Annotated in this window: 25 protein-coding genes; 14 read left to right on the top strand and 11 right to left on the bottom strand. The window is 71.8% G+C overall.

What is annotated here, in order from left to right; genetic code table 11:
- Nucleotides 1-92 precede the first annotated feature (92 nt).
- Nucleotides 93-995 carry an RNA polymerase sigma-70 factor gene (locus ABIA38_RS06785; RefSeq protein ID WP_424637525.1) on the bottom strand — a complete coding sequence of 301 codons (903 nt, stop codon included), beginning with the start codon at nucleotides 993-995 and terminating at the stop codon, nucleotides 93-95.
- Between the two features lie 127 nt (nucleotides 996-1,122).
- Between ABIA38_RS06785 and ABIA38_RS06780 the strand changes: the two genes are divergently transcribed.
- Nucleotides 1,123-2,220, top strand: coding sequence for an NAD(P)/FAD-dependent oxidoreductase (locus ABIA38_RS06780; RefSeq protein ID WP_424637524.1), 1,098 nt, complete (start codon nucleotides 1,123-1,125; stop codon nucleotides 2,218-2,220).
- A 120-nt stretch (nucleotides 2,221-2,340) separates the two neighbouring features.
- Here the strand turns inward: ABIA38_RS06780 and ABIA38_RS06775 are convergent, their stop codons facing one another.
- The 3 genes from ABIA38_RS06775 to ABIA38_RS06765 all read right to left on the bottom strand — a co-directional run bounded on the left by ABIA38_RS06775 (nucleotide 2,341) and on the right by ABIA38_RS06765 (nucleotide 4,761).
- The gene (locus tag ABIA38_RS06775; RefSeq protein WP_424637523.1) at nucleotides 2,341-2,703 is read right to left on the bottom strand and encodes a hypothetical protein; all 363 of its coding nucleotides are present in this window, start codon (nucleotides 2,701-2,703) and stop codon (nucleotides 2,341-2,343) included.
- 229 nt (nucleotides 2,704-2,932) lie between these two features.
- A complete protein-coding gene (locus tag ABIA38_RS06770; RefSeq protein WP_424637522.1) occupies nucleotides 2,933-3,379 on the bottom strand; it encodes a hypothetical protein in 447 nt (148 codons plus the stop codon).
- Complete coding sequence (locus ABIA38_RS06765; protein ID WP_424637521.1) at nucleotides 3,376-4,761, bottom strand: molybdopterin-dependent oxidoreductase; 1,386 nt, start codon at nucleotides 4,759-4,761, stop codon at nucleotides 3,376-3,378. The genes ABIA38_RS06770 and ABIA38_RS06765 overlap by 4 nt, the downstream gene beginning before the upstream one ends.
- Nucleotides 4,762-4,933: 172 nt before the next feature.
- On the opposite strand from ABIA38_RS06765, the gene ABIA38_RS06760 reads away from it, so the two are divergent.
- A complete protein-coding gene (locus ABIA38_RS06760; protein ID WP_424637520.1) occupies nucleotides 4,934-5,281 on the top strand; it encodes a VOC family protein in 348 nt (115 codons plus the stop codon).
- A 103-nt stretch (nucleotides 5,282-5,384) separates the two neighbouring features.
- Here ABIA38_RS06760 and ABIA38_RS06755 read toward each other — a convergent pair whose 3' ends face one another.
- Nucleotides 5,385-6,668: an alpha/beta hydrolase family protein gene (locus ABIA38_RS06755; protein WP_424637519.1), complete on the bottom strand. Its 1,284-nt coding sequence runs from the start codon at nucleotides 6,666-6,668 to the stop codon at nucleotides 5,385-5,387.
- Between the two features lie 142 nt (nucleotides 6,669-6,810).
- On the bottom strand, nucleotides 6,811-7,821 hold the full coding sequence (locus tag ABIA38_RS06750) for a hypothetical protein (protein WP_424637518.1): 1,011 nt from the start codon (nucleotides 7,819-7,821) through the stop codon (nucleotides 6,811-6,813).
- Nucleotides 7,822-8,058: 237 nt separating this feature from the next.
- Between ABIA38_RS06750 and ABIA38_RS06745 the strand changes: the two genes are divergently transcribed.
- Nucleotides 8,059-8,571: a DUF1990 family protein gene (locus ABIA38_RS06745; protein WP_424637517.1), complete on the top strand. Its 513-nt coding sequence runs from the start codon at nucleotides 8,059-8,061 to the stop codon at nucleotides 8,569-8,571.
- 316 nt (nucleotides 8,572-8,887) lie between these two features.
- On the opposite strand, the gene ABIA38_RS06740 is transcribed toward ABIA38_RS06745, so the two are convergent.
- On the bottom strand, nucleotides 8,888-9,502 hold the full coding sequence (locus ABIA38_RS06740) for a TetR/AcrR family transcriptional regulator (RefSeq protein WP_424637516.1): 615 nt from the start codon (nucleotides 9,500-9,502) through the stop codon (nucleotides 8,888-8,890).
- Nucleotides 9,503-9,655: 153 nt separating this feature from the next.
- Between ABIA38_RS06740 and ABIA38_RS06735 the strand changes: the two genes are divergently transcribed.
- On the top strand, nucleotides 9,656-10,471 hold the full coding sequence (locus ABIA38_RS06735) for an SDR family NAD(P)-dependent oxidoreductase (RefSeq protein ID WP_424637515.1): 816 nt from the start codon (nucleotides 9,656-9,658) through the stop codon (nucleotides 10,469-10,471).
- A gap of 130 nt (nucleotides 10,472-10,601) precedes the next feature.
- Here the strand turns inward: ABIA38_RS06735 and cynR are convergent, their stop codons facing one another.
- On the bottom strand, nucleotides 10,602-11,507 hold the full coding sequence (gene cynR, locus ABIA38_RS06730; protein WP_424637514.1) for a transcriptional regulator CynR: 906 nt from the start codon (nucleotides 11,505-11,507) through the stop codon (nucleotides 10,602-10,604).
- 156 nt (nucleotides 11,508-11,663) lie between these two features.
- Here cynR and ABIA38_RS06725 point away from each other — a divergent pair, with 156 nt between their 5' ends.
- The 5 genes from ABIA38_RS06725 (at nucleotide 11,664) to ABIA38_RS06705 (ending at nucleotide 15,123) form a co-directional block, all read left to right on the top strand.
- Nucleotides 11,664-12,251 carry a carbonic anhydrase gene (locus tag ABIA38_RS06725; protein ID WP_424637513.1) on the top strand — a complete coding sequence of 196 codons (588 nt, stop codon included), beginning with the start codon at nucleotides 11,664-11,666 and terminating at the stop codon, nucleotides 12,249-12,251.
- Between the two features lie 115 nt (nucleotides 12,252-12,366).
- Entirely contained in the window at nucleotides 12,367-12,837 is a 471-nt protein-coding gene (cynS, locus tag ABIA38_RS06720; protein WP_424637512.1) for a cyanase, read from the top strand.
- Nucleotides 12,838-12,972: 135 nt separating this feature from the next.
- The gene (locus ABIA38_RS06715; protein WP_424637511.1) at nucleotides 12,973-13,470 is read left to right on the top strand and encodes a nucleoside deaminase; all 498 of its coding nucleotides are present in this window, start codon (nucleotides 12,973-12,975) and stop codon (nucleotides 13,468-13,470) included.
- Nucleotides 13,471-13,540: 70 nt separating this feature from the next.
- Nucleotides 13,541-13,891 (top strand): ArsR/SmtB family transcription factor, encoded by a 351-nt coding sequence (locus ABIA38_RS06710; RefSeq protein WP_424637510.1) that lies wholly within the window; start codon nucleotides 13,541-13,543, stop codon nucleotides 13,889-13,891.
- Nucleotides 13,885-15,123: a malic enzyme-like protein gene (locus ABIA38_RS06705; RefSeq protein WP_424637509.1), complete on the top strand. Its 1,239-nt coding sequence runs from the start codon at nucleotides 13,885-13,887 to the stop codon at nucleotides 15,121-15,123. The genes ABIA38_RS06710 and ABIA38_RS06705 overlap by 7 nt, the downstream gene beginning before the upstream one ends.
- A 42-nt stretch (nucleotides 15,124-15,165) precedes the next feature.
- Here ABIA38_RS06705 and ABIA38_RS06700 read toward each other — a convergent pair whose 3' ends face one another.
- Nucleotides 15,166-16,161, bottom strand: coding sequence for a hypothetical protein (locus tag ABIA38_RS06700; RefSeq protein WP_424637508.1), 996 nt, complete (start codon nucleotides 16,159-16,161; stop codon nucleotides 15,166-15,168).
- A 523-nt stretch (nucleotides 16,162-16,684) separates the two neighbouring features.
- Nucleotides 16,685-17,398, bottom strand: coding sequence for an L-2-amino-thiazoline-4-carboxylic acid hydrolase (locus ABIA38_RS06695; protein WP_424637507.1), 714 nt, complete (start codon nucleotides 17,396-17,398; stop codon nucleotides 16,685-16,687).
- 419 nt (nucleotides 17,399-17,817) lie between these two features.
- On the opposite strand from ABIA38_RS06695, the gene ABIA38_RS06690 reads away from it, so the two are divergent.
- Entirely contained in the window at nucleotides 17,818-18,429 is a 612-nt protein-coding gene (locus tag ABIA38_RS06690) for a GNAT family N-acetyltransferase (protein WP_424637506.1), read from the top strand.
- Between the two features lie 221 nt (nucleotides 18,430-18,650).
- On the opposite strand, the gene ABIA38_RS06685 is transcribed toward ABIA38_RS06690, so the two are convergent.
- Nucleotides 18,651-20,483 carry a hypothetical protein gene (locus tag ABIA38_RS06685; RefSeq protein WP_424637505.1) on the bottom strand — a complete coding sequence of 611 codons (1,833 nt, stop codon included), beginning with the start codon at nucleotides 20,481-20,483 and terminating at the stop codon, nucleotides 18,651-18,653.
- Nucleotides 20,484-20,716: 233 nt separating this feature from the next.
- Here ABIA38_RS06685 and ABIA38_RS06680 point away from each other — a divergent pair, with 233 nt between their 5' ends.
- From ABIA38_RS06680 to ABIA38_RS06665, 4 genes are all read left to right on the top strand, one after another.
- Nucleotides 20,717-21,154 carry a hypothetical protein gene (locus ABIA38_RS06680; protein ID WP_424637504.1) on the top strand — a complete coding sequence of 146 codons (438 nt, stop codon included), beginning with the start codon at nucleotides 20,717-20,719 and terminating at the stop codon, nucleotides 21,152-21,154.
- A 300-nt stretch (nucleotides 21,155-21,454) separates the two neighbouring features.
- A complete protein-coding gene (locus tag ABIA38_RS06675) occupies nucleotides 21,455-22,906 on the top strand; it encodes a N,N-dimethylformamidase beta subunit family domain-containing protein (RefSeq protein ID WP_424637503.1) in 1,452 nt (483 codons plus the stop codon).
- Nucleotides 22,907-23,148: 242 nt separating this feature from the next.
- Nucleotides 23,149-23,316, top strand: a complete 168-nt coding sequence (locus tag ABIA38_RS06670; protein WP_424637502.1) for a hypothetical protein — start codon at nucleotides 23,149-23,151, stop codon at nucleotides 23,314-23,316.
- 525 nt (nucleotides 23,317-23,841) lie between these two features.
- Nucleotides 23,842-24,744 (top strand): PhzF family phenazine biosynthesis protein, encoded by a 903-nt coding sequence (locus tag ABIA38_RS06665; RefSeq protein WP_424637501.1) that lies wholly within the window; start codon nucleotides 23,842-23,844, stop codon nucleotides 24,742-24,744.
- Nucleotides 24,745-25,438: the final 694 nt, after the last annotated feature.

Raw genomic sequence — 25,438 nt, 5'->3', positions numbered from 1 at the left:
GGTGGGCCCAGGGCGACGAGCGGGCAGCTTCGTGCAGGTGGGCCCGGCGCGACGAGCGGGCGGTTTCGTGACGGAGCAGGGTGGGCCGTGGGTCATCCGCCCAGCTGCCGCCCGGCGTAGGCGAGCTTGTCCGGGTTGAGTACCGTGCGCACCGCGTGGATGAGGCCGTCGCGGACCTCCGGTACGACGATGGACAGGAGTGTCGACCCGGTGAAGATGGTCACGGCCGGTGTGCCGTTCACCTCGGCGAAGTCGAAGCGGATGTGCGCCGCCTCGGGGCGGGCGCTCAGGCCGAGCACGTAGCGCAGTACCTTCTCGCGTCCGGTGATCGGTCGGCGGGCGGCGGTCGCGCGGCCACCGCCGTCGGCCCAGGCGATCACGTCGGCGCTGAGCAGTTGTTCGAGCGCGGCCAGGTCGCCCTGGAGGGCGGCGGCGAAGAAACGTTCGACGATCCTGCGGTGTTGTGTGTCGTCGACGTCGAAGTGCCTTCGTGGGTGGCCGAGTTGCTCGCGGGCGCGGCGGTGCAGCTGGCGCGAGTGGGCCTCGTCGATGCCGACCGCCTCGGCGATTTCGCGGTGCGTGTGGCCGAACGCCTCGCGCAGCACGAATACCGCGCGTTCGGCGGGGGTGAGGCGTTCCATCAGGGTGAGCAGGGCCAGGGATACCGATTCGCGCTGTTCGACGGTTTCCAGCGGGTCGAGGGTGTTGGTGGCCGTGTGGGTGAGGACCGGTTCGGGGAGCCAGGGGCCGACGTAGAGCTCGCGCTGTGCCCGGGCGGAGGTGAGTCGGTTGATGCACAGGTTGGTCATGACCTTGGTCAGCCACGCGACCGGGATGCGAACGGCGGCCGGGTCGGCGGCACTCCAGCGCAGGTAGGTGTCCTGCACGACGTCCTCGGCCTCGCTCGCGGAACCGAGCATCCGGTAGGCGAGGGAGAACAGGCGCGGGCGGTGCGCTTCGAACTCGGCGGTGGCTTCGGTGGCTCCGGTGGTCATGTCCGTAGCATGCCGGCCGGTCGGCGGGCCCCCGCCGCGTGGGTTGCAGTTCGTAGTACGAACTAATATCGTTCGTGGCACGAACAGGTGCACCTTCGGTGTGGGAGTGTGCGGAAGTGAGGAAGTCATGAGTCGTACGGTGGCGATCATCGGTGGTGGCTACGGGGGCACGGCGGTGGCCAAGGCACTGGACGCGGAGACGGACGTGGTGCTGATCGATCCCCGGGACGCGTTCGTCAACGCGGCGGGGTCGTTGCGGGCACTGGCTCGGCCGGACTGGGCGGGCAACATGTTCTTCCCGTTCGAGACGATCCTGACGCGCGGGACGGTGATCCGGGACCGGGCCGTCTCGGTCGACCCGGGCGGGGTGACGCTGGCGTCGGGGCAGCGGGTGGAGGCGGACTACCTGGTCCTGGCGACGGGTTCCGACTACGCCTACCCGGCCAAGCCGGACGCCGACTCCACGGCCGCGGCGCTCGCGGACCTGCGTGAGACGCACCAGGAACTGGCCGGCGCGGCCAGGGTGTTGATCCTCGGCGCCGGGCCGGTCGGGCTTGAACTGGCGGGGGAGATCAAGGAGGTCTGGCCGGACAAGGCGGTGACCATAGTCGACCCGGCCGAGGCGCTGCTGCCCGGTTTCCGGCCCGCCCTTGTCGACGACCTGCACCGGCAACTCGCCGACTCGGGCGTGGAGTTGCTCCTTGGTGCGGGATTGGCGACGCCGCCGACCACCGGGGCCGGCCGGGCCGAGACGTTCACCGTCGCAACCACGGCCGGGGACGAGATCACCGCCGACATCTGGTTCCGGGCGTACGGCGTACGACTCAACAGCGACTACCTCGCGGACGGCCGACTCACCGCGCGGGCGGGCCAGGGGTCGGTGCCGGTCACCGAGACGCTCAACGTGCGCGGGTACGACCACGTCTACGCGGTCGGCGACATCACGGACCTGGCCGAGGCCAAGATGGCGGGCTACGCGATGCAGCACGCCGAGGTGGTGGCCGAGAACATCGCGGCCCAGCTGCGCGGCGAGCCGGCCAAGGCCACCTACGAGCCGATGCCCCACCCCACGATCCTGCTCCCCCTGGGCCCCAACGGCGGCGTGGGCCAACTCCCTTCCCCGGAGGGCCCGACGGTCGTCCCGGCGGAAACGGTCTCGGCCTACAAGGGCACGGACTTGTTCACGGGCCGCTTCACGGAACAGTTCGGCCCGAACGTGGCCTGAGCGTCGGGCCCCACCTCACCTCACTTCCCCGTCTCGTCTTGGCGCGTGTAGGAGGATGGGGAGGTGATGCCGACGGGTGGGTGGTGCGTGACGGCGCCGAGGATCGTGAGGCGGCCACCCTCACCGATGTTGATCGTCTACGGCGCCGTTCCCGGGTTCGGGGGCGGCGCCGTTGTCCTGTTCGTCGGCGGCGACGATTTCGCGGGCTCGGGCGGTGACTGCCTCGTAGCCGGCGCGGTCCCGGCAGACCACGGCCATGCGCTGGATCTCGCTGAGGGTCTCCGTGGCATCACCGAGGTGGACCGCGAAGTCGTCGTACCGCCGCTCGTCCCACGCGTTGACCGCCGCCCTGAGTGCGTCGCTCACGGTGAATTCGTAGTCGGCGCGCAGTTCGTCGTCCACGACGGCGAGCGCGGCGTCGGTGATCCGGACGTGGAGGCCGGTGCCGGTGATGGTGAGGTGGATGTCGGGGGAGGTGTCCATGCCTCAGCCTGACAGCGCGGCAGTTGCGGTCGGTAGCGGCGCACGCACGCGAAGTGCGCCCCCGGCCGCGCGCCGGGGGCGCCTCCGGTCGGTTGGCGATGGCGGTTGTCTGGGACGAACCGCCGGCTTGCGGTGCATGCTGAGCAGCATGCACCGCCAGGGTGGTCTCCTGGTTCGTGACCACCAGCCGGCCCGGCCGATGGGCGTTGCCGCCGGGCGTGTGGTGGGTTCAGTTTCGGCCCAGGCGGCGGATTGCGGTGCGGGCGGCGAAGACCAGGGCCGAGGTGGCGAAGAGGGCGGCGGTCAGGAGTAGCCAGTGGGGGAGGAAGCGGGTGTCGTCGAGGGTCGTGGTGGCCCGGTACGTGGTGGTTACCCGGAGGATTTCGGGGAGCCAGACCAGGAAGAGGAGGGCGGACAAAGCGGCGGGGACTCGGAGGTAGTTGACGGCGCGGTGTGTGGTGGCCTGGGCGGTGCGGTCGATGGTCGAGTACAGGGGGAACAGGGCCAGGTCGTGGACCACCGCGGCGCCGGCGAACCAGACGGCTACGCGGGCCGGTTCGTAGGTCAGCAGGCGGGTGCCGGCGTACCAGGCGAGGGCGAAGCAGGCGGCCAGGGCGAGTAGGTGCGCGGGGCCGGCGCCGTACCAGCGGCGTAGGCGGGTCATCGGCGTGGTCACCTCCTGAAGGTGAGGCGGGTGACCCATTTGGTGTTGTGTACGCCCGGGGCACCGGGCACGATCACCCGGGCCGGATAGCCGTGGTCGGGGGACAGGTCGGCGCCGTTGACCCGGAGCGCGAGCAGCGAGCGTAGGTCGTGGATCTGGTTGTGGGCCAGCACGGTAGCCCCGAACGGGCCGCCGAGTTGGACCGATTCGACCAGGACGGAGGCGGGGTTCGGGACGCCTGCGTGCTCGGCCAGACGCAGCAGCGGGACGCCGGTCCAGTGTTGGTCGTCGGTGGACCAACCCTCGACGCAGGCGATGGGTAGGGCGTGCGTGTGCAGCGGCATGGCCAACAAGTCGGGGCGGGTGAACACCCGTTCGGCAGTGCCGCCGAAGAGGTGCAGGCGCCAGTTCGGGCCGATCCGGTCCGGCCTGATGCCGACCGAGGCGGCCGTTTTGTTGATCTGGAAGCCGTTGGGTCCCGAGCCGGGCTCCTGGCCGCCGCGTGGTGCCAGCAGTGCGGTGTCGCGCCAGTATCCGCCGATGCTCTGCCCGGCGGTGGTGGCCAGCAGGACGAACGAGCCGGAGCCGACGAGCGCGAGTGCGCCTCGGCGGGACATGGTCGGTGCGGCGGGGGCGGTGGCCACCAGGCCGTCCGGGTCGGGGGGTTCGGGGACGGTGTGTGCCGTGTCGGTGCGCAGTTCGGTGAGTGGGTTGCGGGAGCGCAGCGCCGAGATCATCCGAGGGGCCTTGAGGCCGACATGTACCACGAACGCGCCGGCGAACACCCAGGCGCCGTACAGGTGCAGGCGGTAGAACGAGCCCGGGAAGGCGTACCACAGCTGGATGTTCATGATCCCGGTGACGAACTCGAAGATCACCCCGCCGACCAGGAGCAGCAGGGACAGTCGTTCCAGCGCCTGGGCCGGGCTGCGGGTCGGCGGCCAGGCGAACAACTTCGGCAGGACCGACCACAGCTTGGCCAGGACGACCGGGACCAGGGTGATGCCCAGGGTGACGTGGACACCCTGGGTCAGCCGATAGAGCCAGTAGGGATGCGTCGGCCAGGTGAACAGGTAGAAGCCGAGGATGCCCCGATCCGGGGTGAGGTCGTTGACCGGATCGAGGTCGGGGTCGTACGCCGCGTAGGACACCGCGCCGGTGACGAGCAGCGTGGTGATCCCGAACAGCAGTACCAGGCCGAACACCGCGGTGAGCCACGGGCCGCGGATCGGGCTGCGCCAGAACTCGGGGCGGAACGGCCCGGGTGGGGGATGGGCGGCGAGCAACTCCTGGCCTCGGCCCGCGCTGCGGATCAGCTGTTGCAGGGCGCCTGTGCGCGGCGGTACGTCGGCCCGGGAGGCCCCGGTACTGCCTGCGACCTCGTTCGGTGCCACGGGGTCGGGATCCGCTGGTGCCCCGTCTGCCATGTCGTGTCGTGTCCGTCCCGTGCGAAGGCGTGCCTGCCCAGGAGATCACAGGAAAACGGGATTTTGGTGGATGTTTGCTACGAACGGGCGGACGTGTCCTGCCGGCTACCGGTGGCGTCGACGACGTAGGCTTCCGCCCATGCGCGCCCGCCTGGACCAGATCGTCGTCGACAGCCGTGACCCGAAGGTGTTCGTGCGCTTCTGGGCGCATCTGCTCGGCGGTGACCCGGTCGACCGGGCCGGCGGCTGGTCGCACGTCGAACCGCCGGGCCTCGGGCATCGGATCGCCTTCCAGCCGGTGCCCGAGGTGAAGGCCGGGAAGAACCGGCTCCACCTCGATATCGCGGTGGCCGACATCGAGGCCGCCGTCGGCGAGGCGGTGGCCCTGGGTGCCACCCGGATCGGTGCGCCGGTCGCCGACGACCAGGGGTCGTTTCAGGTCATGCTCGACCCGGAGGGCAACGAGTTCTGCTTCGTCGACGAGTGACATCCGACCTCGACGACGGCTCCCACCGCACGGCGGTCGATCGGTTGTCCATGGTTCGTTGTATCGCACCCGGGTGCCGAGCCGGGCCGGCGCCGACCGGGGCTCAGCGTGTGGGGCGCATTTCCGGGTAGCAGGTCGAGGGGCCGTTGAACAGTGTGGTGCCGCGGTTGCGGAGTTGTAGCTCGAAGAAGGCGGTCACGTAGGCGCGTTGGATCCGGATGGCCCGTGTGCCGTCGATGGTGCCGAGTTGTTGGTCGAGCCGCTCCGGCGGCCACGAGATCGCCGATTGGCCCTGGCGGAGCAGCGTGGTGAAGTCGCTGTAGGTCAGGTGGCCGGAGTCGGCGAGGGCGAACTGCCTGCGCCAGCCGGTCAGATGGGGCCACAGGGTGTTCCACATGGCGTCGCGTTCGGGGCGGTTCCAGGCGGAACTCATCAGCAGCAGCGGCTTGTTCAGGCCGTCGGTGGCGACCGGGCCGAAGATCGGGCCGTCCAGGTTGATCCCGGCGATCACGCGCGGGTCGTCGTGCATCGTGCCGGCGGTGGTGGCGCCGCCCATGGAGTGGCCGAACATGCCCACCCGGGACGGGTCGAGGAGCGTGCGCAGGCCGGGCGGCAGCGCTCGGTGCTCGACGTCGGGGTTGCCGCCGGCGTGGATCTCGGCGAGCCGGTCCAGGACGAAGCGGGTGTCGGCGACGCGTACGGCCACCACCTGTGCGTCGGTCATCGCATGTACCGCGGCGGTGTTGCGTACCTCCACGCGCCCGCCCGGGAATTCGACGGCGGTCGCGTCGAAGGTGTGGTCGATGGTCACCACGACATAGCCGCGGGAGGCCAGTTCGGTCACCAGGGCGGTGTCGTTGGTACGGCTCCCGGAGGATCCGTGCGAGTACAGCACGACCGGGCGGCGCGGGCCGTGGTCGTCGGCGGGGGCGTCCCGGTGTCCGACGGTGGTCGGCCAGTTCAGGCTGCCGGGCGTGGTGCCGAGGAAGTCCCGTTCCAGGACGGCTAGTTCGCCGGGCTGCTGGTAGGGGGCCGCCGGATGGCCGGCGGTGTCCTCGGCCGGGTACCAGATCTGCGCCGACAACTCCCGGGCACGCGGGGTGGGCGCCCACGGGTCGGGGCGGGCGGCGTCGATCAGGTGCAGGCTGGTGGTGCCGATCGTATGCGGACCGGTGGGGGCGGGCAGGGTCAGCGGGATGGGGGCCGAGGGTGCGGGCGGGGTCGCCGCGCCGGCCGTGGTCGTGGTGGCGGTGGTGGTGGCGGTGGCGGTGGCCGCCAGGGCGATCACCGATGCCACGACGATGCGGGCCAGGCGTGGTCTACGGGGTCGCGTCTTGTTGCCAGTGGGGATGGGGATGGGGACGGGGCGGGTGCGTCGATGTGTCACGACATCACGATCCTTGCCTCCGGGGCCGGTCTGGACACCTTCATGGTGCGTTTCCGGCCGGGGGTGGATCATCGGGCCGCGGGCATAGGGCCGTGGGTGGGCAACCGGCCGGTGTACGACCGAGGTTGCAGGTGGGCTGCGCTCAGCGGCCGGCCCGGATCGGCCGCCGCCGGACCGCCCGCGCGGCCTGCTCGTGCGCGACGTCACGGAAGCCGGCGGACAGGTACGACCAGGGCTGGTCGGTCACGTGGCCGTCGGTGGCGAGCAGTTCGCGGCCGAGGTGGTGCCAGCGCTCGGACAGCGCATAGGCGAAGCCCAGCAGGCTGTGGTCGAGCAGCCAGGTCGCGCGGCGCGGGCCGCCGTCGAGGGTGTAGCGGGCGCGGGCGTCGTCGGTGTCGGCCGTGACGGCGGGGTGGGCCCAGAAGTCGTCGAGGGAGAAGGCCGTGCTGTCGCTCTCGGCGATCATGTACTCGATGTGCGCCCGCAGTACCAGCAGGGCCAGTGGCGACCCGGCCGGGGCCGCCTCGGCGTGGGTGCGGGCGAAGGCGTACATCTCCTCGTGCGAGCCGTACCACTTGGCGGCCAGGAACTGGATCGCGGTCAGATGCGCGTTGCGGTTGTGCGGGTCGCGGGCGACCAACTCGTCCCAGCGGGCGTCGAACACCTCGCGCGGGGACCGGCGTCCGATGCCCACCCACAACCGGGTGACCCACGGCGTCGGGTCGTCGCCGGCCGCCTCGCACGCGTACATGCACGCCGTCTCGGCGTCCACGAGCAGCCGGCCGAACTCGGCGAACGCCTCGGCACTCGTGTGCCTCGCGTACCCGCCGCCGCGTGCCTGCCAGGCCCGGTCCAGCGCCACCTGGGCGGCGAGCACGAGCAGATCGGGGGACTCGGGGGCGGCCTCCGCCCAACGCGTGAACCACTGTGGGGAGTCGAGCGCCGCCTCGGCGAGGGTGTCCACGCACAGGTGCCGCCGATCCCAGTCGCGACCCACCCGCGCCAGGATCGCCTCGGCCGCGGTGTGGTCGCCGGTACGCACGACCGTGTCGCGCGCCGCCGCGATCTCGGCGTCACCGGCCGCGGCGTCCTTGACCAGCACCAGGGCGGGCAGCGCGGGGCGAGCGCCGCTGCGCCGCTTGAAGATCGACATGGCTGCGGATCCTAGGGCACCGGGCGTGGGCGACCGGAACCGGCCTACCGGGTCGTTGGATTGGGCGGATCGGGCGGATCGGGCGGATTGGGGCTTCGGGGCCGGGGCGGGTCGGCGGCGGGTCGGGTTGGGTTGGGTCGGGTTGGGTCGGGTTGGACGGGATTCGGGTCGGGGCCGGCTCGGCTTCGGTGCGGGGTTCGATTCGGTCGTCGAATGGTCGATGGGACAATGGTCCGCATGCCAGGACCCCTGACCTACGCCGAGGTCGGCGCGACGTTGGACGCCGCCGCGCCGCTGCCCGCCGGATACCACCACGTCGAGCGCCGGGAGCGGATCGGCGTGGGGGCGGAGGTGTTTCGGCGGGTGGCCGACGGTGTGTTGGCGTGGCAGGTGTCGCGCGGTGCGGGCCTGGAGGTGCGTACCGATGCGGAGCGTGTGGTCGAGGGGGCCGAGGTGATCTCGGTGACCCGACTCGGGCCGGTCCGGATCGGCGCGCCGTGTCGGGTGGTCGGCGTGCTCGACGGGCCGGCGCGGGCGGGCTTCGCGTACGGCACGCTGGGTGGGCATCCGGCGTCGGGCGAGGAGGCGTTCCTGGTCGAGCGGGACGCCGACGGGGTGGTGTGGTTCACCGTCCGCGCGTTCAGTCGACCGGGTACGTGGTGGTCGCGTCTGGGTGCGCCGGTCGCGCGGGTCGTCCAGGGGCGGGTGACGACGCGATACCTGGCTGCGGCCCGTGCGTTGGCCGGCTGAGTGGGTTTGGGTAGGGCCGGCGAACCCGGGTGACTTCGGGTCGGCGGACATCGGCCCGGGCGGCGTGGCCGGTGCCGGTCAAGTGCAGCCGGCCGTAGGTGAATTCGACGCGCGGGGAGCCGTCCGGGGCGACCACCGGTGCCGGCCAGGGATCGAGGTAGCCGCGGCGCCGGCCTCGTCGGCGATCTGCCGGTAGTGGGCGTCCGGTTCGCGAATTCGTGCGGCGGCGTACTTCCGGTCGCGCGGCAGGACAGCGCGCCGAGACCTCCGAGCCGTCCGAGACCTCCGGGCCGTCCGAGTCCTCCGGGCCGGGATCTCAGGTGTTCCCTGCGTTGTACACGGCTATGACCGCGCCCGCGACCAGATCGGCCACCTCGGTCGGATCGCGGTCGGGATTTCGGCGAGAAAGCCCCTCGTACGTCTCGAAGCCGGTGAGTTGGCAGATCAGGTCGACGGTTTCCTCGGTGGTGGGAGCCGCAGTGTCCGCGGTGTCCGCGTGGTGCGCGAGGAGTGCGGTCAGGGCGGATCGGCGTCTGTCGTCGCGGTCGTGCAGCAGGTGGTCGAGGTCGGGGTCGAGGACCGCCATGCCGCGCAGTCTGCGGATGACGATCGGGTCGGAGGCCCAGAAGTGACAGAAGCCCTCGGTGAATCGGCGCAGCGCGGTGTCGGCGTCGGGGGCGTGGAACGCCCGGGTCACGTCGAGGCCCGCTCGGCCGGCCAGTGAGTCGAAGAGGGCTTCCAGGAGGCCGGACTTGGTGCCGAACACGTTGTAGATCGTCTGCCGCGAGACATCGGCCGCCTTGGCGACCGCGTCCACCGAGATTCGGGGCCGGTCCCCAGCGAGTAGCGAGCGGGCGGCGGCCAGGACCCGCTGTCGGGTCTCCTCGGCGGCGGCCTGGCGTTTGTCGGATCGGTAGACGCGCGGGCTCATGTGGCTTCCCCTTTCCAGATTTTGGATTTACTGTCTGTCTATTGAATCGAATGGTATCCGGTCCTCCGCATCGCGCCACCCCGGGGTTGCCCGGACCGTGGTCCGGGGTCGGCCGCGACGCCGATTCGAACGACCTCGATCCGGGAGTGCATCATGTCCGTTCAACAATCCCTCGCCGGCCGCGTCGCGATCGTGACCGGCGCGAGTCGCGGCATCGGCGCCGCGACGGCCCGCGCACTCCACGCCGAGGGGGCGACGGTCGTCCTCGCCGCGCGCGACGCGGACGCGCTGACCGCGCTGGCCGCCGACCTCGACGCAGGCGGGGCCGGCGGGCGGGCGCTCGCCGTACCCACCGACGTCACCGACCCGGTCGCCGTTCAGCGACTGGTCGCCACGACCGTCGAGCGCTTCGGCAGGTTGGACGCGGCCGTCAACAACGCGGCAGGTGGCGGGCATCCGCCCACCCCGCTCGCCGATGTCGACGTGGCGGCGTTCGACAGCGCGTTGGCCGTCAACCTGCGCGGCGTCTTCCTCGCCATGAAGTACGAGATCCCCGCGATGCTTTCGGGCGGCGGCGGGGCCATCGTCAACATGTCCTCCACCGCCGGCCTCCAGGCGGTCGGCGGGCTGGCGGGGTACGTGACGAGCAAGTTCGGGCTGATCGGTCTGACCAGGACCGCCGCGCTGGACTACGCCGACGCGGGTATCCGGGTCAACGCACTTGCTCCCGGGCCCATCCACACCGAGCGACTCGAGGCCGCCGGGCCCGCCGGCCGGCAGGCCGCCGCGCAGGCGATGCCGATGCGGCGGATCGGCCTGCCCGAGGAGGTCGCGGCGGCGGTGGTGTGGTTGTGCTCGGACGCCGCGTCCTTCATCACCGGCACCACGCTCTCGATCGACGGCGGCCAACTCGCCGGCACGCCCCCGTTCCGCCGCGCGGCCGCCGGTGCGGTGCCCGGGTCGGATTGACGCCGTGGGCTGCGGTTGCGTTGCACTTGGCTCGGGATTGTGTACCCGCCCGCTCCACCCGTTGCGTTTACCTCGATGGCTGCGGGATTGGCGGCTCCCGGGCGGCCTGGTCCGGCCCCGCGGCCCACCGTCAGGCGGGGATGTAGCCGCGGGTGTCGATGTGTTGCCGGGTGATCTGGGTGAAGGCGTGCGTGGCGGCGCTTTCGTAGGCGTTTTCCCGGCGTAGGAGGGTGACGGTGCGGGTGGGCAGCGGGGGGTCGAGGGGGATGGGGGTGAGGTGTGGGTGGTCGTGGGTGACGGCGTCGGGGAGGACGGTGGCGAGGTTCGTGCGTCGGACGATTTCGGTGAGGGCCTGGATGGAGTTGGCCTCCACCACGATGCGCGGTTGGATCCGATGCGCGGTGAAGTAGCCGTCGACCTGCCGGCGGGTGGCGAAGTCTCCGCTGAGCAGGGCGAGTTGGTGTCCTGACAGGTCGGCCACGGGCAGCGGGCGGGGCGGGCCGGCGGCGCCCCTTGGTGCGGCGGTGACGACGCTGAGGGTCTCGGCGTACAGGGGGGTCGCGGTGATGCCCGGCAGGTGGGGGCCGTGGAAGGCGATGGCGAGGTCGAGTTGGTCGGCCAGGAGGTCGGCTTCGATGCGGTCCTGGCTCGTTTCCCGGATGTCCAGGGTGATGCCGGGGTGGCGGGTGTGCAGTTCGGCGGCGAGCGGGCCGACCAGGTAGGTGGTGAAGGTGGGGGTGACCGCGATCCGGAGATGGCCGCGGGAGAGGTCGGCCACATCCAGCACCGCGCGTTCCGCCGCCGCGAGGTCGCGCAGCGCCCGGCGGGCGTAGTGGACGTAGGTCTCGCCGGCGTCGGTGAGCCGTACGGTGCGGCCGGTGCGGTCGAACATTTGGGCGCCGATGGTGCGTTCGAGCTGTTTGATCTGCTGGGACAGGGTCGGCTGGGAGATGTGCAGGTCTTCGGCGGCGCGGGTGAAGTTGGCACGTTCGGCGACGGCGAGCAGGTAGCGCAGGTGGCGGAGTTCCAGGGCCATGGTCACGACTATAGATGTCATCGATGGTTGCCATGGGTATTGCGTCTTGGACGCTATGGGTACAGGTCATGCATGGTGGAACACGTCGGCCCACATCGGGCCGGCAGCCGTAGGGCAGCCGTGGGGCAGCCGTGGGGCAGCCACAAGGGAGTGACCATGCAAGACCTCGACGAGGGTGTCGCGCGGTTCCGGCGGGATGTCTACCCGGCCAAGGCGGAGCTCTTTGCCCACCTGGCGGCCACCCACCGGCCGTCGACACTGTTCATCGGCTGTTCCGACGCCCGCGTGGTGCCGGAGCTGATCACCGACAGCGAGCCGGGTGAGCTGTTCGTCATCCGCACCGCAGGCAACCTCGTCCCCGCCTACACGCCGGGCCCGGACGGTGTGGTGGCCAGTATCGAGTACGCCGTCGCCGTACTGGGTGTGCGCGACATCGTCGTGTGCGGGCACTCCGCCTGCGGCGCGATGACCGCCCTCGCCGAGCACCACGACCTCGGCGGCGCCCCGGCGATCGCCGACTGGCTGCGGCACGCGGATGCCGCCGTGGCCCGCAGTGCCGCCGCGGCGGATGCGCGGAACGTGGATGTCCTGGTGCGGGAGAACGTGCTCGCCCAGTTGGCGAATCTGGCCACCCACCCGTCGGTGGCCCGCGCCCTGACCACGAACTCGGTCGCGCTGCGCGGCTGGGTCTACGACATCCCCACCGGCACCGTCGCCGAACTCGACGCTGCCCACCGGCCCTGACCGGCCGACCGGAATCCCGCACGCGTGAATCCCCACCCACGAATCCCCACCCACGAATCCGTACTCACGAATCCGTACTCACGAATCCGTACTCACGAATCAGGAAGCCCCGCCCATGATGCACGCCCAGTTCGACAACACCGCTCGTCAGGCGCTGGCCGCCAAGGCCGTCGACGCCAAGATGCGCAAGGACCTGACCTGGCAACAGATCGCCGACGCCGCGGGCCTGTCGGTCGCCTTCGTCACCGCAGCCGTGCTCGGCCAGCACCCGCTGCCCAAGGCCTCGGCCGAGGGCGTCGCCGAGCTGCTCGGCCTGGACGCCGACGACACGATGGTGCTGCAGACGATCCCGACCCGCGGTTCCATCCCCGGCGGTATCCCGACCGACCCGACCATCTACCGGTTCTACGAGATGCTCCAGGTCTACGGCACCACCCTCAAGGCCCTGGTCCACGAGCAACTCGGCGACGGCATCGTCTCCGCGATCAACTTCAGGCTCGATGTGCGGAAGGTCGCCGACCCCGACGGTGGCGAGCGCGCCGTCATCACGCTGGACGGCAAGTACCTCCCGACCAAGCCCTTCTGATCCGGCCGAACCGACAACACCCGGGGGCCGGGCCGCCACCACGCTGGCCCGGCCCCGGCCCGGCTCGGACCGCGCCGACCCACCCCGCCGTGTCCCGCCCCGTCCCGCCCCGCCCTTCCCGCACAAGGAATCCGCATGGACTTCGCCCAGCGCACCATCGACATCGCCCGCCGCAACGTCGAGGAGGGCGGCCGGCCGTTCGCGACCGTGATCGTCAAGGACGGCGAGATCCTCGCCGAGTCCCCGAACCTGGTCGCCCAGACCTGCGACCCCACCGCGCACGCCGAGATCCTCGCCATCCGCGACGCGTGCACCAGGCTGGGCACCGAGCACCTGACCGGCGCCACGATCTACGTCCTGGCCCACCCCTGCCCGATGTGCCTGGGCGCGCTGTACTACTGCTCGCCGGACGAGGTCGTCTTCCTCACCACCCGCGACGCCTACGAGCCGCACTACGTCGACGACCGCCGGTACTTCGAGCTCGACTCCTTCTACGGCGAGTTCGCGAAGGACTGGACCGAGCGGCGCCTGCCGATGCGGCACGAGGAGCGCGCCGCGGCAGTCGGCGTGTACCGGCTCTGGCAGGAGCGCAACGGCGGCGAACGCCGCGTGGCCGGCGCCCCCACTGCCTGACCCGCCCCGCAGTTGCCAAAGTTGTCAATTGTTAAGCTATCGTCTTCGCCGTGTCCAAGGATGTGGTGCGGTGAGTGCGCCGCTGTACGAGCTCAAGGCCGACTTCTTCAAGACGCTCGGCCACCCCGCGCGCATTCGGGTACTGGAGCTGCTCAGCGAACGGGAGTACGCCGTCGCCGAGATGCTCCCCGAGGTCGGCATCGAGGCATCGCGGTTGTCCCAGCAACTGGCCGTGCTGCGGCGGGCGAATCTGGTGGCGGTCAGCCGGCGGGAGGGGTCGACCGTCTACTACACGCTGACCAGCCCCCAGGTGGCCGAACTGCTCGCGGTGGCGCGGCGGATCCTGACCGGACTGCTCACCGATCAGCTCGGCCTGCTCGCCGATCTACGCGCGGCGACACCGTCGGCCGAGCCGTGTTGAGCCGAGGCGAGCGCGGCGGCCCCGAACGCCCCGCCGCCAACCCCGCCTACAGCGTGCGCATCCACATCCCGCCCGCCGCCGCCGAGGTCGTCGCGGGCATCCTCGCCGACGCCCCCGGCACCGTGGTCCACCGCGCCGACGAACCCGACGCCATGGGCGCGCGCCGGATCACCCTGGACGCCGACGGCCCCCGTACCCTCGCCTGGCTCACCCGCACCCTCGCCCACCGGCTCGGCGCCGACCTGCTGCACACCCAGGATCCGGTCTTCACCACCGCCTCCACCGGCAAGCTCACCCTGCGGGTGTGCGCGGCGACCAGTACCGGCCACGACGTCGCGCTGCTCGACGCCGACGCCGACCGCCGGGTGGTCTCCCACCTGGCCGAGCACCCGGAACACACCGACCGCTACACCGGACGCGGCCACCGCGTCGCGCTGATCAGCGATGCCAGCGCCGTGCTCGGCTTCGAGGCGCTGCCCGCCGACGCGGTCCTGCCCGCGCTCGAATCACAGGCCGTGCACCTGCGCCGGGCCACCGGGCTGGACGTCTTCCCGTTGCCCGTGGCCACCCCGCAGGTCGACGACATAGCCAGGGCGGTACGCCTGCTCGTCCCCGGCTTCGCCGCCGTCGTCCTGGTGCACACCCGCCTGGACCGGGTGACCGGTACGCGTGCCGCCCTCGGCAACACGCCACCCGTCCTGCTCCTCGACGCGATCAACGACGGCCTGGCCATCGCGATCGCCGCCGCGACGGTCAATGCCCTGGTCAACCGGGGCATCGACCCGCTGCGGGCCCGGGTGGTGCTGGTCGATCCCGACGCCGGCGGCGATCTGGCCGGACTGCTGATCGCCTCCGGGATCGCCGATCTGACCCTGTTCGATCCCTTCGGACACCGCGCCGACGCATTGCGGGACGTCGCGGGCGACACCGATCTGATCGTCGATCTCACCGCGTTCGCCACCCCGCCGCCGGGTGTCCCGGTGTTGCGCGCCCGCTCGGACACACCCCCCGCGTTCGCCGCCACGACCACCGGGCCGCGTCCGCTGCACGCGCTTCCCGGTCTGCTCACGGCGGCCACGACGAGCCGACGGCCGATCACGATGCACGCCCGGGTGGCTGCGGCTCACGCGCTGATCGAGAACACCCCTCGGGACGCGCTGTTGCCGTCGACCGACCAGCCCGGGCTGACCGCCGCCGTGGCCGCCGCGGCCACGCGCGCCCTGGACACGTGACGGCTCGCCGCGTACCGCTCGATCGGCCCGCCGCCGGTTCGATCAGCTGATCCCTCGGGTCGCCTGGCGCGGGATGTGCGCCGGGCGGCGGGCGAGTTGCTCGGCGAGGTGCAGGTTGTGTACGCGGGCCAGGCATTGACGGGTCCACAACGCCACCGCGACGGAGCCGGCCAGGATGGTGGTGCACGCGTCGGATCCGTGTCCGGCGAGCAGGTGCACCGAGACCACGACGGCGCAGGCGAGCACCGGAACACACCTGGTGAGTACGCCGGTTGCCGCCCGCCGGCGGGTCGTCGGCCCGCTTGCGGATCCTGGACGAGCGCGGGTGAACGGGCCACTGGCGATCATCAGCACGCCCAGCACCCGGGTGGCCAGCGACAGGCGGTCCGTGCCGGTCGTCGGGAGGTTTCCCCACACGTCGACGCCGACCGCCGCCGCGGCCGCCGCGGCGACCAGGACCACCGGGCCGCGCCGCCCGCGCATCGGCCGGCCGTACCACGTAGGCGTCAGGCACACCCACACGATGTCCACGCACAACCAGCCCACCACGACCCACGTGGTCGGCGCGGGCTGGTGGCGGTGTTCGCCGGCCGCGCAGTGCCGGGCCAGGGCCAGGGCCACGGCGAGTACGGAGGCGGTCACCAGCCACGTGTCCAGGGCCGCCCGCAGCCGAGGTGCCCGCCCGCCCTCGGCCCGGACCACCGCGACCGACTGGCCGATGGCGGCGCCGATCGCGGCGGTGAGTGCGACTCCGAGCAGGACGAACAGCGGCCACCACACCGTATGCGGGAGGGACGTCGCGGGTGGCCGCCAACCGGCCTGGACGGTGCCCGCCGCGATGGCCAGACAGCCGTACCTCATCGCGCGCGGCCGGCCGCGGGTCGTGCGGACCAGGACGGCGAGGGACAGGCCCGCGGCGAGGACGAGCGGCGGCGCCACCCCCGCGACGCGGGTCACGGCGACCGTGAGCAGGGCGGCCGGGAGGCCGACCACGACGACGAACGGCGGAGGCCGACGGGTGGTCGTCGTCGTCCTCATCGGCGCGGGCCGGGTGCGGCACGGCGGGGCTCGGGGATCGACGTGTGTCGGGTTCGGTGCGTGTCGGGCTCCGGGTTCGTCGTGGTGGCGGGTTCGGCGGGCGGGCCGGCCCGACGGTGGAGTTGCCGGTGAGTCGATGTGCGAGGGACGCACACCGACTACCGGATATCGGTTCTGGTGCGGACAACGAGACGCCGCCGATCGGTACACGCCGGCCGCCACGCGTTCACCCGAACGCCCCGGCACACCACTCCTTTGGGTGACCCCGCCGACGCTCGGGAGGGTGTCGAGCCGCCGAGGCCATCGAGTACGACCGAACCTGATCGTTTCCGCACCAAATCACCGGGAGGGTACGAGCGTTGGTGACCGGGTGCCCGCCACCCGGATCAAGCATCCGCGTCCCGCGCGCACGGATAGACGGATGCTTGTCAATCGTGTACGCGGGCCTGAGCGAACGGCGGAACCCCGCGGGGCGGGCGCGCCCGGTACGGCTCCCGCCCCGCGAGGTGTGGCCGGCCGGCCGTCAGTCTTCGGCCGGCTCCGCCGATTCGGTGCGGTGGAAGTGGAACGGGCAGGTGGCTCCGCCGTATCCGATGGTGGTCGGGCGTTCGAAGCGCAGGCCGTGGCGCTCGGGGTCGATCGCCCGGATCCAGTTGCCGTCGAACGCGCACATCGCCGGGGTCAACTCCGGTGCGGAGTTGGCGACCAGCACCTCGTGGTAGAAGCAGCGGTGGACGTCGAGCAGGTAGCGCCGATCGTCGTCCGCGCTGCGCACGAAGGTGAACGTCTCCCCGAAGTACTGCACTTCGCGGGATTTCGACAGCGCGACCATGGCGGCGAACGGATCGGGCGCGTGGTCGAGCATGGCTGCGGTGGCGGTCCGGAGCGTCTCGCCGAGCGGTTCGACGAACGCCGTCTCGATCAGCGCCAGGGCATCCTCGCGGTGCAGGTGCGGCAGCAGGAGCCGGTAGGCCGCGACCAGGGCCAGGGTCAGGCGCAGGTTGTACCGGGAGGGTTCGTCGCCGATCCGGTGTTCGTTGGCGGCTTCCAGCTCCTGGTGCAACACGCGCATCTCGGCGGTCAGTTCGGCCGGGAGCGAGCGGGTGTGCACGGTGTTCGCGAGGTGCTCGAAGAAGGCGTCCAGGAGCGCGGCGGTGTCGCGCTCGGGGTCGGGCGTGTACCCGTTCTCGTCGTCGAGGTCGTGGCCGGAATCGAAGTCGGGGTGGTCGGTGGTCATCGTGGTCCTTCCGAGACGTGCTCGGAGCCGAGACGCGGACGCGACACCACCGGGGCAGGGCCGGTCGCGCTCGCATACCGAGCGAGCACGACAGCGCGCTCCACCGACCGACCAGGCGCTGACGAACTTCTTGTGAGTGTGTGGTTGTTGCCGGGAGACAGTCTTGCAGCAGATGGCTTCCGTGTCAGCCGTCGGGGGTGGACCACCCGGTGCGGACGACCCGGGCCCGCACCTCGGCGGCCCGCCGGATCGACCCCCGAGGTCGGTGGTCGATCCGGGAGAGGAACATGTGTCCGTAGGCCGGGTGTCGCCGGGTTCGGCGTCGGTTGTCCCGAGTCGGGCACTGTCCTTCGCGGGGGCGTGTCGCGGAGAATGGTGGGCAGTACGGGCATTCGAGTCGGCGGGAGAGGAGCAGGTCGTTGATCCGTTTCGCGCATCGCGCCAAAGGCGGGGTCCTCCTGGGGACGACCCCGGGCTGCCACGGGCCGTTCGGTGTCGGGACCGGGGCCGAATCGGGCCCGCAGGCCCGGCAGATCCGGCTCGTCCCCCGTCCCTACACCCACCCCGACGCACACGCCCTCCTGCACGCGCTGTATGCGGAGCAGGTCGCGCTCTACGGCTTCGCCGACCACCCCGACACCACCGAGCCGCGTGATCTGGAGCCGCCCGACGGCTTGTTCGTGGTGGTCTACGAGGGACACATGCCGATCGGTTGCGGTGGCTGGCGGACCGCGGCCGGCGCGGCGGCCGAGGTCAAGCGCCTGTACATCGGCCCGGACCAGCGCGGCAGGGGACACGGCAGCCATCTGCTGGCCACCCTGGAACACACCGCGGCGCAGGCGGGCGCGCGGCACCTGGTGGTGGAGACCGGGGTGCACAACGCGCTTGCCCTCGCGCTGTTCGGCGGTGCCGGGTACACCCCGCGCCCGCCGTATGTCGCGGGTCGGGATCCCTCGGTCAACCGGGCGATGACGAAGCCGCTGCTGCGGGTGGCGGCGGCCGGACGCCCGTTGTCCGCGCCGCCGCGGTGATGCCGGCCACCGTCGGGTCGGTGCACGTCGACACGGGGGACGGGGTACGGCTTCGCCGGCTCGGGTGAACGAACGTGGGGTGGCCGGGATCGGCACGTGGCTGGTGGTGTCGTGGGCTCGCCGGACGCGCGAGGCCGGTGCGGACGGCTCGGTGTCGCCGACTTCGGTTGTGTTGGTGGCGAGCGGCTGCCCCGGATCCGGCCGTGGCACTTGCGGTGGGCTCAGCGGGCGGCGCAGAACTTGCGTTCGGCGGCCTTCGGGTCGGGTGGGATGGTCAGCGCGGCGTGGTCGAAGGCGCCGGTGAGGTTGCGCAGGAAGCGGCCCGGGGTCAGCGGATCGGTGGTCGAGCGCAGCAGATCGCGCAGTTCGCCGCAGTCCAGCGCGGCGCGGGCGGCGCGGACGTCCTCGCCGCGGACCACGTCGGTCGGGATCCGCGGCCATGCGGCGGGGTCGACGTAGAGGGCGACGTTCCAGGCCAGGGGGAGGAGCTTCTCGTGGCCTGCGGCGATGTGTTCGGTCGGTTCGATGTGTGCGCCGACGGTGTTGGCCAGGCCCCATACGTCGACCACGAGTGCGTCCAGTGGGGTGATCACGCCGCCGACGCCGAGCCGGCCCATCACCAGCCCCTCCGGTGCCGGCAGGTCGGCGCGCAGCGGCAGCGGGGGCAACGCGGCCGCGTTGGCCAGGTAGTTGCCGTCCAGGACAAGGAGGTGGCGACGGTCGGCGGCCATCCGAAACAGTTCGGTCCGCAGCCCGGGCAGCGTGGCGCTGTGCGCGTCGCCCGTGGTGGGGTTGGCGGTGCGGGTCCAATTGACGTACACCATGCGCTCGTTCCAGGTCTGGTACACGCCCGGCCGAGGGCCGGGGGTGGTCACCAGACCCGAGCGCAGCGACAGGCCGCACCAGCCGGCCCAGACCGCGATCAGCACGACCAGGGCGGGGACCGGGATTCGTCGATCGACCGGGACGAGCAGGACGGGGAGCAGGATCGACAGGAGGACCGGCAGCCACATGCGGCCGTGCATGAAGTCGCCGCCGACCCGGAGCACATAGAGGGTTTGCGCGAGTGCGGCGACGGCGGGCGCGGCGCCGATCACCCGGGTAGGCCGGTCGCGCGGGCGGTGTCGGATCAGCAGGGCCGCGACGACGGCCAGGATCAGGGCGGCGGGGATCCACAGCCGATACGGCTCGGTGAAATCGGTGAGGTAGTCCAGGCCGCGGCCCCAGAGTTGGCGGGTCGCACTCTTGGTGACGGCGGGCAGCGGATAGGGGAGCCCGTAGTAGCCCATGCGGAAGATCTCGTAGGCGGCGGGGAGGGCGCCGGCGCACCCGAGGGTTGCGATCGTTGCCCGCCACCGTGATCGGGTGGCCAGGACGAGGGCGGCGAGGAAGACGAGCGAGGAGGCCGCCAGTTCGGGACGGATCAGCGGGCCCAGGCCGAACACCGTTGCGATGCCGAGGCGTTGCGCGGTGGTGACGGTGTCGCTCGGCCGGGACGCGGCGACCAGCAGGCGCCAGGACAGGCCGAGCCAGGCGACGAGCAGTCCGGTTTCCAGTCCCGAGGTGGCGAAGTCCCAGACCGGGGGCAGCGCGACGAGGATCAGCGCGCCGGCGGGGGCCAGTGGGCGGGCGGTTCGGACCCGCAGGAAGCGGCGGGTGCCGTCGATGGCCAGCCACGCGCCGATGACGGTCAGGACCAGTCCGGCGTACACGGCGGTGCGCGCGAGGTCGCCCGGGACCAAGGCGCCGAGCAGCACCAGGAGCCACTGCCACAACGTGCCGGTCGAGGTCTCCACACGTTCCCCGGGGCTGTACACCGGACCGTGGCCGGCCAGGATCTCGCGGGCGGCGCGTACGTAGATCAGGCCGTCGTCGGTGATCCAGCGGCGCTGCCAGGCCATCGTGGTGAGGACGAGCAGGGGCAGGGCGACGGCGATCCGGTCGAGGATCCGGGTTCGGCGGGTGGGGGCGGGGGTAGGGAGTGTGGCCGGTGGCCTGGGGGCGGCGTCGAGGGTGCGGCTGGTGCGGGCGGTGAGCGTGGTGATGCCGAGCATGGTGTCGACTATGTCGCGTTTGCTCGCGGTGATTTGCCATCTCACCTTCCCGATCGGGTGATTTTTGCCGGTGGTTGTGCGTACCGCTTTCGGGTGCCGGCCGAAGGCCGGTCGTCGGGGCGGCCGATCGGAAGGCGGTGGGCGGCCGGCGGCCTGGCCGGATTCGGCGGGGTCGGCGGGGGCCGCGCGGCCGATGCCTCGACCAGGTCGGACGCGTGTCGCACAATGGCCCGATGCTTCCCGATGACGAGTACCTGTTGCAGCTCGGTCGAGTGACCTATGCCCTGTCCCTGCTGGAGAGCGTGGTGCGCGCGGAGCTACGGCAACTCCCCGGCCTGCCCGCCGCGTTGGCGGAGCGCAAGCTCGCGGGCAAGAGCATCGAGGCGCTCGCCCGAGCGATGACCGACCCGACCAATACCGGCAGGGTCGCGGATCCGACGACGCGGGACTGGCTGCTCGGCGCGGGCGCGGAACTGGCCGCCGCGGCCCGCCTGCATCACGCGATCACCCACGCCCGCGCCGCCGGACCGGGCGAGGAACCGCGCCTGCACCGCCGCCCCGACGAACAGCGCGACGCCGTGGACATCACCTCGACCTGGCTGGAGCGGGCCCGCACCGACCTGGACGAGGCGCTGCATCAGATCCCTCGGTTGCGGACCCGGGCGGCGTGAAACCCGGGTGGGACACGGGGAGGAGGCGAGATGACGGCCGGCGCCGCGTATGCCGAGTACGCCGAACACACCGAACACGCCGAACACGCCGAGTATCGGGAACACCTGTGGGCCTCCGGTCACCGAACCGGCCGAATGCCTGGACGGGGAAAGCGCCGTGCGTGGTCTTGCGTCGGCCGGGATCGAATTCCTGTCCGCGAACCGGTCGCACCTTCGGGTCTTCGAACTCGACCGGTTGCGGTGCTTTCGGCTCGTGCCGTGATTGGGTTCGTCTGCTGACCACTCTTCCCAGGGAGTCACATGCCGGAGCCGGACACCTCGCCGCTCGCTCTGCCGCCGCACCGGGTCTGTGCCGATCCGTCCGGACCGGCCGTCGACGGATATCCGGGCGAACCGAGCGTGCGGGCGGGGGACATCCTGCGGCTGCACGTGTCCACCCGGGCCCGCCGGTTTCGCGCCGACTTCTACCGCGCCGGCGTCGGGCTGCGGCACATGGGGGCGATGGAGGCGACCGGCCGCCACGCGCCCGCCGACCTCCCGGACCGGGATTGGCGCTGGCCCGCCTACGAGTTCGTGGTCCCGCCGGACTGGCCCTCGGGGGTGTACATCGCGGTGTTGCGACCGAACGCCACCGGTCCGCCGGACCCCGCGCCCGATCGTGCCGAGACGGTCGACGCGCGGCAGTCACGACTGTTGTTCGTGGTCACGCCGGGCGTTGTGCCGACGGGGGCCCGCATCCTGTACAAGGTGCCGCTGTTCACCTACCACGCCTACAACGAGAGCGGCGGCGGAAGTCTGTACCGCTCGGACCACGACCACGACGCGCCGCCGCTCGGCGGCACCCGGATCGTCGACCTGCGCCGCCCGGGTGGCGGCATCGGCGGGCCGGTGAAGGGGCATCCGGACGCGCACGACCCGCGCAGCCCGCGCCAGACCTTCGCGCACTGGGACGCGCCGTTCGTCGCGTGGTTGGCGGCGGGCGGGTTCGCGGTCGACTTCTGCACCGACCTGGATCTGCACCGAACCCCTCAACTCCTGGACGGATACCGGCTGTTGCTGTCCGCCGGACACGACGAGTACTGGACCGAGGCCACCCGCCGGCAGGTCACCGCCTTCCGTGACCGAGGCGGCAATATCGCCGTCTTCGGCGCGAACACGTGCTGGTGGCGCGTCACCTTGACCGAGGACGACCTGGCGCTGCGGTGCACCAAGTTCCGGCCGGGCGCAGCGCTGGGGGTCGACGTCGACACACTGCGCGAAGTCCCCGACCACTGGTGGGAATCCGAGCCGGAGAACAGCCTGATCGGGGTCAGCTACCGCAACGGCGGCGGCAACTGGATCGGCCGGCGGGCGGCACTGGGCTTCACGATCCAACACGCCGACCACCCGGTGTTCGCGGGCACCGGACTGCGTGACGGGGACGTGCTGGGCGCGGAACACGCCCTGGTGGGCTACGAATGCGACGGTGCGGCGCTGCGTCGTGACTCGCGCGGGTTGGCCGTTGCGACGGGGACGGACGGTACGCCGGCCGACTTCGCGATCCTGGGGGTGGCCGAACTGCCCGCCGACCCGGGCGCGGGTTGGCAGTTCGCGGCTCGGGAGGAGCGCGGCGGCGGGCGGGCGGCGACGTTGGGGCTGTACACCCGAGGCGGCACGGTCTTCAACGCGGCCACGGTGGACTGGGCACGGTTGTTGCGCCTGGATCGGCGGGTGCGGACGATCACGCACAACGTGGTGACGATGTTGTCGTGACGTCCGCTGTCGTCCCGGCTTGGCGTTTTCGGCCAATGTTCCGGTGATTCGCCCCGATACGGTGGGCTCGATTGCCCGGTTGACACGGGTGCGGCGCCGTGGTGTTCGCGGGGCGTGGCGGGCAAAGTGCCTGCCGGTGAGGGGAGTTGCCGGGCGGTGCGGACGCCGGTGGCGGATATACAAGCCTGTTTCCGGCTGTACGGACATCACCCACCACGGAGCGCGACTTCTCCTGACTTATTGTGCTTGCGCGGGCGCTGCGCGCACCATGGCGCTTCCGGTGTTCCCCATCGGTAGCGATCGATGGAGCCGGCGACCCGAAGGAGTCCGAGATGGACATCGACATCGAACTGGTCACCGAAGAGGAACTGCCCGAGTTGGCCCTGCTGATCGACGTTCCGAGCAGCTGACCTTCGTACTGTCGACGCGCGGCGGGCGGGGTGTATGGCGCGCCTCGCTCGTCGTGTGTCGTTTGTCGTGTGTCGTGTGTCGTTCGTGGTTGGTGGTTGGTGGTTCGTGGTTCGTAGTTGGCGGTTGGCGGTTCGTCCGCGACGAGGGGCCGTCCGTCGCCGAGCCGGGCAGGCGGCCGAAGCCGGCTTTCCCGGTTGAACCGAGCGCCCGTATGGTCTTGCGGCAGCATGCGGCCACACGCGTGGTGACCTCGGCATTAGGGGATTGTCCGCGTGGCGTGGGGGTGTTGTCGGTGGGAGGAACTACGGTTCCCACAGCCGGAGAGCTTGCCCCCCACCCGGTCCGGCACGGGAATCGGCCCGGCGCGCGTCCTGTACCGCGCCGGGTCGCTTCCCGGACTTCGCGGACTTCCCGGATCATGCCGTCCGTGGCTTCGGCGTGGGTCGGTGAGTACGGTGCCTTGTGTGATGTGTGTGATGTGTGTGATGTGTGTTGACCTGCTTTTCGGTCGTGGGCGGTAGTCGGTGAGTGGGCGTCTCGGCTTGTCCGTTGCGGTGGTTCGGGCGTGTCTGCGGGACGGCGGGGGCGGCAGTCCTACCGCGGTGATGTACGACGCGGCGTTGAGTGATGACGAGCGTTGCCGGGTGCCGGTGGTGGCGGGGACCTCGCATGCCGTTTTCGTTTCGGTGTACGGCGGTTCCGTTGACCCGCCCTCGGTCGGGCTGCGGTTCTTCACCGCCGAGGGGGAATTGCCGGCGTGCGGGCACGGGACGGTCGCAGCGTTGGCCTTCCTGGCCGGGCGGGCCGAGCGGGCTGAGCGGGCCGAGGGTGCGGAGTATCGGGTCGTGCTCCGGGCGGGTGGGCGTGATTTCGTCGGGTGGGGTGTGCGGGAGGGGGCGTACGTCCGGGCCGGCTTCGATGCCGGGCCGGTCGAGTTGCGCGAGCCGACGGTGGTCGAGTGTGATCCGGTGTTGTCCGCGCTCGGGATTGGGATCGGGATCGGGTCGTCGGTTGCGGACGGGATTCGGGTTGCCTCGGTGGGGCGGGCGCGGCTGTTGGTGCCCGTTGCGACACGATCCGTACTGGCCGCGCTCGACCCGGACTTCGAGCGGCTTCGGGCCGCGTGCGATCGGGTCGGTTTCCTGGGTTGTTACGTCTACTCCGTACCGACGTCCACCGGTCGGGTTGCGGCCCGGATGTTCGCCCCGTCGATCGGGGTCGCCGAGGACATCGCCAACGCCAACAGCACCGCGTGCCTCGCCGCGCACCTGGCCACCGGTCGGGGCCGCGTCGACCTCGCCGTCGACATGGGAGACTCCCTCGGCAGCCCCGCCACGATCACCGCGACCACCCGGCCCGGCCCGTCCGGTCCGCTGATTCAGCTGGGTGGCACAGCGGAGATCGCAGGCAACATCCGCTTGCTGTAGGCGCTCTGCCGCGCCGCCGCGCCGTAGGCAATTCGCTCCCCCGCACGAACGACCCACCGCAGGCCACCCGGCGACGAGCCGCGCATCATCGCCCGCTTGCCCGCTTGCCCGCTTGCCCGCTTGCCCGCTTGCCCGCTTGCCCGCTTGCCCGCTTGCCCGCTTGCGCGTCCGCGTGCTCGTCCGCCGGCTGCCCCGCGCGTTCGGCAACTGCCCGCCGACCGGCCTGCCTGCGCGTCGACCGGCCGGCCTGCCTGCTCGCCCTCTGCCCTGCCCGCCTGCCTGCCCGCTTGCGTGTCCGCGTGCTCGTCCGCCGGCTGCCCCGCGCGTTCGGCAGCCGCCCGCCGACCGGCCGGCCTGCCCGCTGGCCTGTCTGTCTGCCCACCCGCTGGCCTGCCTGCCTGCCCGCCCGCGCGCCGACCGGCCTGCGCGTTCGCGCGCTTGTCCGCCGGCTGCCCCGCGCGTTCGCCGGCCGTCTGCCCGTCTGCCCGTCCGCCGGTCCGCCCGACCGCCCGCCTGCCCGTCCGCCCGTCTGCCCGCGCCCGTGCCCGTCCGTTCGTCCGCGCCCGCCCGCCGGTCCGCCCGCGCCCGCCCGCCGGTCCGCCCGCTGGCCTGTCTGTCTGCCCACCCGCTGGCCTGCCTGCCTGCCCGCCCGCGCGCCGACCGGCCTGCGCGTTCGCGCGCTTGTCCGCCGGCT

Origin of the sequence: Embleya sp. AB8, assembly GCF_049739465.1 — a bacterium.
Classification (GTDB): domain Bacteria; phylum Actinomycetota; class Actinomycetes; order Streptomycetales; family Streptomycetaceae; genus Embleya.
Note: the sequence above shows the minus strand (reverse complement) of the source record. Positions and strands in the feature narration are given on the sequence as shown.